The organism is Parvibaculum sp. (genome assembly GCF_049671045.1).
Lineage (GTDB): Bacteria > Pseudomonadota > Alphaproteobacteria > Parvibaculales > Parvibaculaceae > Parvibaculum.
The window spans coordinates 1-8,430 of sequence record NZ_JBATUH010000020.1 but is presented as its reverse complement, the minus strand read 5'-3'; the positions used below and the strand labels follow the sequence as shown (position 1 = coordinate 8,430).

General features: G+C 63.7%; 7 protein-coding genes. 3 read left to right on the top strand and 4 right to left on the bottom strand.

The annotated features are described in order from the left end of the window. Positions 1-515: hypothetical protein (locus WBG82_RS02605; protein WP_424421010.1), on the top strand; the 515-nt coding region annotated here is incomplete at its 5' end. A 141-nt stretch (positions 516-656) separates the two neighbouring features. After that, on the top strand, positions 657-2,108 hold the full coding sequence (locus tag WBG82_RS02600) for a hypothetical protein (RefSeq protein ID WP_424421008.1): 1,452 nt from the start codon (positions 657-659) through the stop codon (positions 2,106-2,108). Positions 2,109-2,112: 4 nt separating this feature from the next. Here the strand turns inward: WBG82_RS02600 and WBG82_RS02595 are convergent, their stop codons facing one another. The 3 genes from WBG82_RS02595 to WBG82_RS02585 form a co-directional block, all read right to left on the bottom strand. Next, a complete protein-coding gene (locus WBG82_RS02595; RefSeq protein WP_424421006.1) occupies positions 2,113-3,621 on the bottom strand; it encodes a sensor histidine kinase in 1,509 nt (502 codons plus the stop codon). A 123-nt stretch (positions 3,622-3,744) separates the two neighbouring features. Then, a complete protein-coding gene (locus tag WBG82_RS02590) occupies positions 3,745-4,551 on the bottom strand; it encodes an undecaprenyl-diphosphate phosphatase (protein WP_424421003.1) in 807 nt (268 codons plus the stop codon). A gap of 125 nt (positions 4,552-4,676) precedes the next feature. Then, entirely contained in the window at positions 4,677-5,675 is a 999-nt protein-coding gene (locus WBG82_RS02585; RefSeq protein WP_424421001.1) for a hypothetical protein, read from the bottom strand. Here WBG82_RS02585 and WBG82_RS02580 point away from each other — a divergent pair. After that, on the top strand, positions 5,649-6,452 hold the full coding sequence (locus WBG82_RS02580; RefSeq protein ID WP_424420998.1) for a hypothetical protein: 804 nt from the start codon (positions 5,649-5,651) through the stop codon (positions 6,450-6,452). The two genes, WBG82_RS02585 and WBG82_RS02580, sit on opposite strands and share 27 nt — an antisense overlap. Before the next feature lie 87 nt (positions 6,453-6,539). Here WBG82_RS02580 and ilvD read toward each other — a convergent pair whose 3' ends face one another. Next, positions 6,540-8,396, bottom strand: coding sequence for a dihydroxy-acid dehydratase (gene ilvD / locus WBG82_RS02575; RefSeq protein WP_424421012.1), 1,857 nt, complete (start codon positions 8,394-8,396; stop codon positions 6,540-6,542). Positions 8,397-8,430 lie beyond the last annotated feature (34 nt).

Sequence of the window (8,430 nt, the reverse complement as noted above, 5' to 3'; positions counted from 1 at the left end):
GTTCGATGATCGCCGGCACCATCATGACGATGTTCGGCATCGGCATCGTCATCGCGCTGGCGCTGCGAAGCGTCACCTACGGCCTTCTCAGCATATTGATGAACGTGCTGCCCAGCATTCTGGGTTTCGGCATATGGGGGCTGCTTTTCGGGCAGCTCGGCCTTGCGGCCGCCGTCATCACGGCCATGACGATCGGCCTCGTGGTGGACGATACGATCTATTTCCTTGTCATGTATCAGGCCGCGCTGAAGCGGGGGTTGAGCCCAAAGGAGGCGATCGACGAAGTCTTCGTGACGGTGGGCACCGCCATGCTCGTCATCACCGTCTCGCTCGCCGTCGGCTTCGGGGTCCTCACCGTCTCCGGCTTCGAGGTCAACCGCTCGCTCGGCGCCCAGACCTCCATCGTCATTCTCGCCAATCTCTTCATCGACTGGCTCATGCTGCCGCCGCTGCTGCGCCTCATGGACCGCAAGCGGGCGCCGGTCGCTGCGCCGGTGACGGGCAGCGCCGACTAATATTTCCCGTTCATTTTCCGTGGTTCATCTGTAACGGTTTGGCCGAACATGAAAAGTAACCTTAACCTTTGGTAAAATTTGCATTTCGTTAGTCTTTATGATCCCTTAATTTCATGTATTGAGTGGTGGTTGGGGCCAGAAATGCGGACTTATGAACAACTGACGGGCGCCGAGGGCCGGCGCATGTTCTATCGCGCCGAACGCTTCAGGCCGGAGGACCTCTTCAAGGAGGCGGTCCCCGCGGTCTATTTCGACAATGAGCGGGCGGCGCTGAAGAATATCAGCATGACCGGCATCGCGGCGCAGAGCCACGGTCATGACGGCTGGGACGACCGTCTCGGTGCGGAAATTCCCTTCGAGCTGCGCGTCGGCGACGACCGCCTCTATCGCGGCGCGGGACGCATCCGCCGCGTCGAACCGAGCGGCAGCCGCACCACGGTGGCGCTGGAATTCACCTCCGGCTTTCTCGATCTTCCCGCCATCGTGACGGAGCATGACAATCTTCTCCTGTCGCGCACGCTGGCCGACCCCGCCTTCGGAACGTCGAGCGGCATCCTTCCCGAATTCACGCAGCTATGCACCGAGATCGTCAATCTCTTCCGCTCCTACAAGCAGCTTCTCGAGAGCTATGAGGCGCGGCTGACCGCCACGGGCCGCGAGCGCGAGGAAAAGCTGCTGGAGGCGCTGATCGCCTGCGAGGACCGCATGGTCCCCCAGTGGAAGGAACTCTGGTATCGCGGCAGCGACATTCTGGAGCCGGTCTGGAGCGACCCGGAATCGCTTGCGCGCCACAAGCGCTATGCCGAGCGCGTGCTGACGCCGGATTTCATGCCTGGCGCCGTCATGCGCCGCTGCTACGAAAAGCCGCTCGGCTATCCCGGCGACTTCCAGATCATGAACTATGTCTATGAGTGGCAGCGCGTCGGCAACACGCCCTATGAAAAGCTGCTCCACCGCATCGGCATCGAGACGGGCGCCTGCGTCGGCACGCGCCTGCGCATGACGCAGAAGATTCTCGCGGCGGAAGTCGCGAAGGCCCCAGGCGACAAGCCGATGCACATCGCCAATCTCGGCTGCGGCTCGGCCTATGAGGTTTACGACTATCTGAAGGTCGAGAACCTGCCGCGTCCGGTCAATTTCACGCTGATCGATCAGGACGAGCGCGCCCTGAGCCATGCCTATGAGCACAGCCACCGCGAAGTGGTGCGCCATGCGGGCCGGGCGAAGATCCAGTGCCTTCAGGCTTCCTTCGCGCAGCTTCTCAAGGCGGGTGCGCTTTTCAAGACGCTTCCGCCGCAGGACATTCTCTACAGCCTCGGCCTTTTCGACTATCTCTCGCACCGCCGCGCCCGCGCGCTCGCGCATGATCTCTACGATCAGGTCACGCCGGGCGGCAAGCTGATCATCGCCAATGTGAAGCAGGGCCGGGAAACCTGTCAGTGGCCGCTCGAATTCGTGACCGACTGGAGCCTCATCTACCGCACCGAAGATGACATGCGGGCGATGGTGGAAGGGCTCGACGTCGCGAATATCACGATCGAGGAAGACGCGACCAAATGCGTCTATCTGATGGTCGTGGACAAGCCCGCCTGAGGGGTCAGAGCGCGCTCCAGCGCAGTTCGTCTTCCGGGTTGCGGGCGACGAAGCGGCTTTTGGGGAAGGTCGCGGTGACCATCGTGCCCTGATCGACGACGCTTTCGAGCTCGATCGAGCCGCCATGGAGCGTCATGATCTTGCGCACGAGCGGCAGGCCGAGGCCGGTGCCCTGATAGGAGCGGGACATCGCGTTCTCCACCTGCACGAAGGGCTCGAAGATCCGTTCCTTGTCCGCGTCCTTGATGCCGATGCCGGTGTCCTTCACCGTCAGCGCGAGGTCGCCCGCGCCATCGATGCCGATATCGATCCAGACATGCCCGCCCTCCGGCGTGAATTTCAGCGCGTTGGAGGTGAGGTTGATGGCGACCTGATTGAAGAGGCGCGGATCGGCGATGATCCAGGGTATGTCGTCGCGCACGCGGAAGGAGAGATCGACGCCGAGTTCGGAGGCGCGCTGGCGGAACATCCGCATGGCGCGGTTGAGCGATTCGATCGGGTCGATCGGCTCTTCCTCGAGCTGCAGCTTGCCGGCTTCCGCCTTCGAGATGTCGAGGATGTCGTTGATGATGCTGAGCAGATGCGCGCCGCTGGAGCGGATGTCGCTCGCGTAATCGGCGTATTTCGACTGGCCGACGGGGCCGAACATCTGATTGGCGATGATCTCCGAGAAGCCGATGATCGCGTTGAGCGGCGTCCTGAGCTCGTGGCTCATGATCGCGAGGAAATCGTTCTTGGAGCGGTTCGCCGCTTCCGAGCGGCTGAGCAGCCGGTCGGAGCGCATGCGCTCGAGCCTGAGCTGCTCATTGTCCACGAAGCTCCGGCGGAGCTGATATTCCTGAATGTAGTTGATGAAGATGCTGACGCCGATCGCGAAGGCGAGGAAGGCGTTGTTGTTGATCAGAATGTCGGACGGCACCGGATTTACCGCCAGCACCACCACCTCGTAGCAGGCGAGGGTGAGGAGCGACACGACGCTCGAATAGACATAGCTCAGCCGCCACAGGCAGTTGCTGTAGCCAATGATGATGATGAGGCCGCCATAATAGAGGTAGCTGCCCGGTGGTGCCGCGAGCGCGATCATCGCCACGACGGCAAGACCCGGAATGGCCATGGAAAGCGACAGGATGCCCTGATGCTTGTAGGTGAACCATGGCGCATAGGAGAGCGCGGTCAGGCCGAGCAGCATTGGGCAGGCGATGCCGAAGCGGATGAACCACGCCTGGTAGAGAATGTCGGGAACGATATAGGGATCGAGCGCCGCATAGACGGCGAAAATCGCCGCGCCCATCGCGATCGAGAAGCGGGTCAGGCCAATCTGGCGGTCGAAATTCCGGGCGCTGTAGATGTTCTCGATCTCGGCGTTGCGGAAACGCAGCGTGAGCGGGTTCATCTCGAAATCGGCGGTGCGGTAGCCCGTCAGATCGGTGACGTCGAGCTTCGCGTCGAGGAGTTCACTCGCGCGCTCTTCCCGGTCCCGATGGCCCGAGGCCTGATTGATCCGTTCCGCCATGTGTACCTGGCCGTGTGCGAGGCGGTGCCGAGCCTCCGTCCATGAATAAGACAGAAAGGTCTAATGGACGGTTAAGTGCGATTTACTTTCGGCCAAGGTGCTGATTTTTCGGGTAGATCCGCTTCAGGCAAGCCAGGTGAAATGGACGGCCAGCGCGGCGCCGAACAGGATTCTGTACCAGCCGAAAACCGCGAAGCTGTGCCGGCTGACGAAATTGACGAGCCAGCGCACGACCACGATGGCGGATATGAAGGCGGCGACGAAGCCGAGCGCGATCACCGCGCTGTCGTCCGGATTGAGGATGTGGCGGTTCTTCCAGAGATCGAGGGCCGTCGCGCCGAACATGGTCGGGATGGCGAGGAAGAAGGAAAACTCCGCCGCCGTCTTCCGGTCGACGCCGAGGGTGAGCGCGCCGAGGATCGTGGCGCCGGAGCGCGAAACGCCGGGGATCATTGCCAGGCACTGGAAAAGGCCGATCTGGAACGACGTCAGGGGCGTGAGGCTTTCGATCGCGCCGATGCGGGGTTCGGGGCGCCAGCGCTCGATCGCCAGAATGGCGAAGCCGCCAAGGATGAGCGAGGCGCAGACGACGAGCGGGCTGAAAAGCACCTGCTTGATGAAATCATGCAGCAGGAAGCCGAGCGCCGCCGCGGGCAGAAAGGCGATCAGGATGGCGATGGCGAAATTCCGGGCGGCGGGATCGTCGACAAGCCCGAAGGCGACGCCGAAAAGCTTGCGCGCATAGAGCACGCAGATGGCGAGGATGGCGCCGAGCTGGATCACCACATCGAAGACGGTGGCAAGCGGACCGGAAAAGCCGAGAAACTCGCCCGCCACGATGAGGTGGCCTGTGGACGAGACAGGAAGGAACTCGGTCACCCCCTCGACGATGCCAAGGATGATGGCTTGAAGAAAGATCTGCTCACTCATGGAAGGGGGCGTACCTGGGCTTGAGGACGATAGCGCCGCCGAGGCTAGCACAAGGCGCCACGCTCGCGCCTCACTTACCTGCCATCGCCATTTTACCCAAGGGGCTTTCGCGGTTCATCTCCGGTTCAGCCAGCGGGGATCAATGTGGCGTCTGACGCTGCCAAAATCCGGCGCGCGGCCAAGGGAGGCACCAGATGGTGCATGAAAGAAGTTCGATAAAGCTCGTTTTTGCGACGGCGGTTGCCATCAGCGCGCTCAGCCTGGGCCTGTCGCCGGCCTCTGCCGCCGATTGGCGCGGCGGGCAGCGCGGCTGGCAACAGGCCGAGGAGGGGGGCAACCAGTCCCAGCAGCAGCAGGAAGAGGAGCGACGTCAGCGCCAGCAGCAGCAACAGCAGCGCCAGCAGATGGAGCAGCGCCGTCAGAATGACGAGCAGCGCCAGCAACAGCAGCGTCAGCAGATGGAGCAGCGCCGCCAGCATGACGAGCAGCGTCAGCAACAGCAGCGCCAGCAGATGGAGCAGCGCCGCCAGTATGACGGACAGCGCCAGCAACAGCAGCGTCAGCAGATGGAGCAGCGCCGCCAGTATGACGAGCAGCGCCAGCAACAGCAGCGTCAGCAGATGGAGCAGCGCCAGTATCAGGGGCAGCGTCAGCGCCAGTTCGAGGAACAGCAGCGGCAGCGGCAGGAACAGTCGCGCCAGCAGCAGGAGATGCAGCAGCGCGAGCAGAGGGAACAGCGCCAGTATCAGGGACAGCGTCAGCGCCAGTTCGAGGAGCAGCAGCGCGAACAGAGGGACCAGCGCCAGTATCAAGGGCAGCGTCAGCGCCAGCTCGAGGAGCAGCAGCGCCAGCGGCAGGAACAGTCGCGCCAGCAGCAGGAGATGCAGCAGCGCGAGCAGAGGGAACAGCGCCAGTATCAGGGACAGCGTCAGCGCCAGTTCGAGGAGCAGCAGCGCCAGCGGCAGGAACAGTCGCGCCAGCAGCAGGAGATGCAGCAGCGCGAGCAGAGGGAGCAGCGCCAGTATCAGGGACAGCGGCAGCGCCAGTTCGAGGAGCAGCAGCGCCAGCGGGAGGAGCAATCCCGCCAGCGGCAGGAGATGCAGCAGCGTCAGCAGGGCGAGCAACGCCGCCAGTTCGAGCGCCAGCGCGGTGAGGAAAAACGTCAGCGTACGGATTGGCAGGTCCAGCAGCGCCGTTACTACGAGCAGGACCGCAACCAGCAGCGCGTTCGCGCGCGGCAGGAGCAGGAACGGCGCTGGGGCGATCTGCGCGAGCGCAACTGGGAGCGCGTGCGCGACTGGGGCCCCGGGTTCCAGCGGCGTCAATATTACCGCGGACCGGACTGGAACGACTGGCGCCGCCGCCACTATGTCGAGCGCCCGCGCTATTACTGGAACAATGACCGCCATTCCCGGCCGTGGTTCGACTATGGATCGGTCACCTATATCTCGATCTACTCGCCGACCTACATCATTCCCTACGACGCCTATGACACTTATGGCTCGACCTATTACGGGCCGGTCGCCTGCAACCGCGACGTGGTGGGAGCAATTCTGGGCGGCACGGCCGGCGCCTTGATCGGTGCGCATCAGGGCGGCGCGGGCGCGACCATTGGCGGCGCCATTGTCGGCGCCATACTTGGCGGCGCGCTCGGCCAGGCGATCGATATGAGCGATCAGGCCTGCTACGGTCAGGTGCTGGAATATGTGCCGAACAATCAGCCCGTCTATTGGGAGGATAATGGCGCGCAGTATCAGGTGACGCCGATGCGTACCTACCAGAACCCGCAGGGGCTCTATTGCCGCGAGTATCAGACCTCGATTTATATCGACGGCTATCCGCAGGACGCCTATGGCACCGCCTGCCGCCAGCCCGATGGTTCTTGGCAGATCGCCGACTGAGCCGATGGCCGGCGGCGCCGGTCCGAAAATGCAAAAGCCGCATCCTTCGATGCGGCTTTTGTCGTTTGCGATCCCCGAGGGGGCGCTTCAGCTATCGCGGCGGCCGATGATCTTCGAGACGTCGCGCACCGCGCCGCGCGCGGCGCTCGTCGTCATGGCGGCATAGGCCTGAAGAGCCGCCGAGACGCGGCGCTTGCGCTGTTGCTTCGGCTGCCATCCGGCCGCGTCCTGCGCCTCGCGGCGCGCGGCGAGCACCGCATCTTCCACCGCCAGGTGGATCTTGCGGTTCGGAATGTCGATCTCGATCCGGTCGCCGGTCTCGACGAGGCCGATCGTTCCGCCTTCTTCCGCTTCCGGCGAGACATGGCCGATGGAAAGGCCGGAGGTGCCGCCCGAGAAGCGCCCGTCGGTGATGAGCGCACAGTCCTTGCCGAGGCCCTTCGATTTCAGATAGCTCGTGGGGTAGAGCATTTCCTGCATGCCCGGCCCGCCGCGCGGTCCCTCATAGCGGATGACGACGACTTCGCCCGCCTTCACTTCGCCGGTGAGGATGCCGGAGACGGCCGCGTCCTGGCTCTCATAGACGCGCGCCGAGCCGGAGAAGACGAGGATCGATTCATCGACGCCCGCCGTCTTCACGATGCAGCCTTCCTCGGCGAGGTTGCCGTAGAGAACGGCGAGCCCGCCATCCTTGCTATAGGCATGGGCGACATCGCGGATGACGCCGTTCTCGCGGTCGAGATCGAGCGCATCGAAGCGCCGCGCCTGCGAGAACGCTTCGGTTGTGCGCACGCCGCCCGGCGCCGCGCGGAAGAATTCGACGGCGCGCGGGTTCTGCGTGCGGCGCACGTCCCAATGGTCGATCGCCTCTCCGAGCGTGGGGCTGTGAACCGTCGAAACATTGCGGTGAACGAGGCCGGCGCGATCGAGCTCGCCGAGAATGGCGAAGATGCCGCCCGCGCGGTGAACATCCTCCATATGCACGTCGGAGCGCGCCGGCGCGACCTTGCAGAGGTTCGGCACCTTGCGCGACAGGCGGTCGATGTCGCGCATGGTGAAGGGCACGCCGCCCTCATGCGCCGCCGCGAGGAGATGCAGAACCGTGTTGGTCGAACCGCCCATGGCGATGTCGAGGGACATGGCGTTCTCGAAGGCTTCGAAATTCGCAATGTTGCGCGGCAGGACGCTCTCGTCGTTCATCTCGTAGTGACGCCGCGTGATCTCGACGATGACCCGGCCCGCCTCGAGGAAAAGCCCCTTGCGGTCGGCATGTGTCGCGAGCGTCGAACCGTTGCCCGGCAGCGAGAGGCCGAGCGCCTCGGTCAGGCAGTTCATCGAATTGGCGGTGAACATGCCCGAGCAGGAGCCGCAGGTGGGGCAAGCGGAGCGTTCGATGACGAGGCTTTCCTCCTCGCTCACATTGTCGTCGGCGGCAGCGACCATCGCGTCGATGAGATCGACTGCGCGTTCCTCGCCCTGCCAGGTCACCTTGCCCGCTTCCATCGGCCCGCCGGAGACGAAGACGGTCGGGATGTTGAGACGCATCGCGGCCATGAGCATGCCGGGCGTGATCTTGTCGCAATTGGAAATGCAGATGAGCGCGTCGGCGCAATGCGAATTCACCATATACTCGACGCTGTCGGCGATGAGGTCGCGCGAGGGCAGGCTGTAGAGCATGCCGTCATGGCCCATGGCGATGCCATCGTCGACGGCGATGGTGTTGAACTCCTTGGCGACGCCGCCGGCCTTCTCGATCTCGCGGGCGACCATCTGGCCGAGATCCTTCAGATGCACATGGCCGGGCACGAACTGGGTGAAGGAATTGGCGATGGCGATGATCGGCTTGCCGAAATCGCTGTCCGTCATGCCTGTGGCGCGCCAGAGGCCGCGCGCGCCCGCCATGTTGCGGCCATGGGTCGATGTACGTGAACGATAGGGAGGCACGGGTCCAAATCCTTTCGTCTGGAGCGAGGGGCCG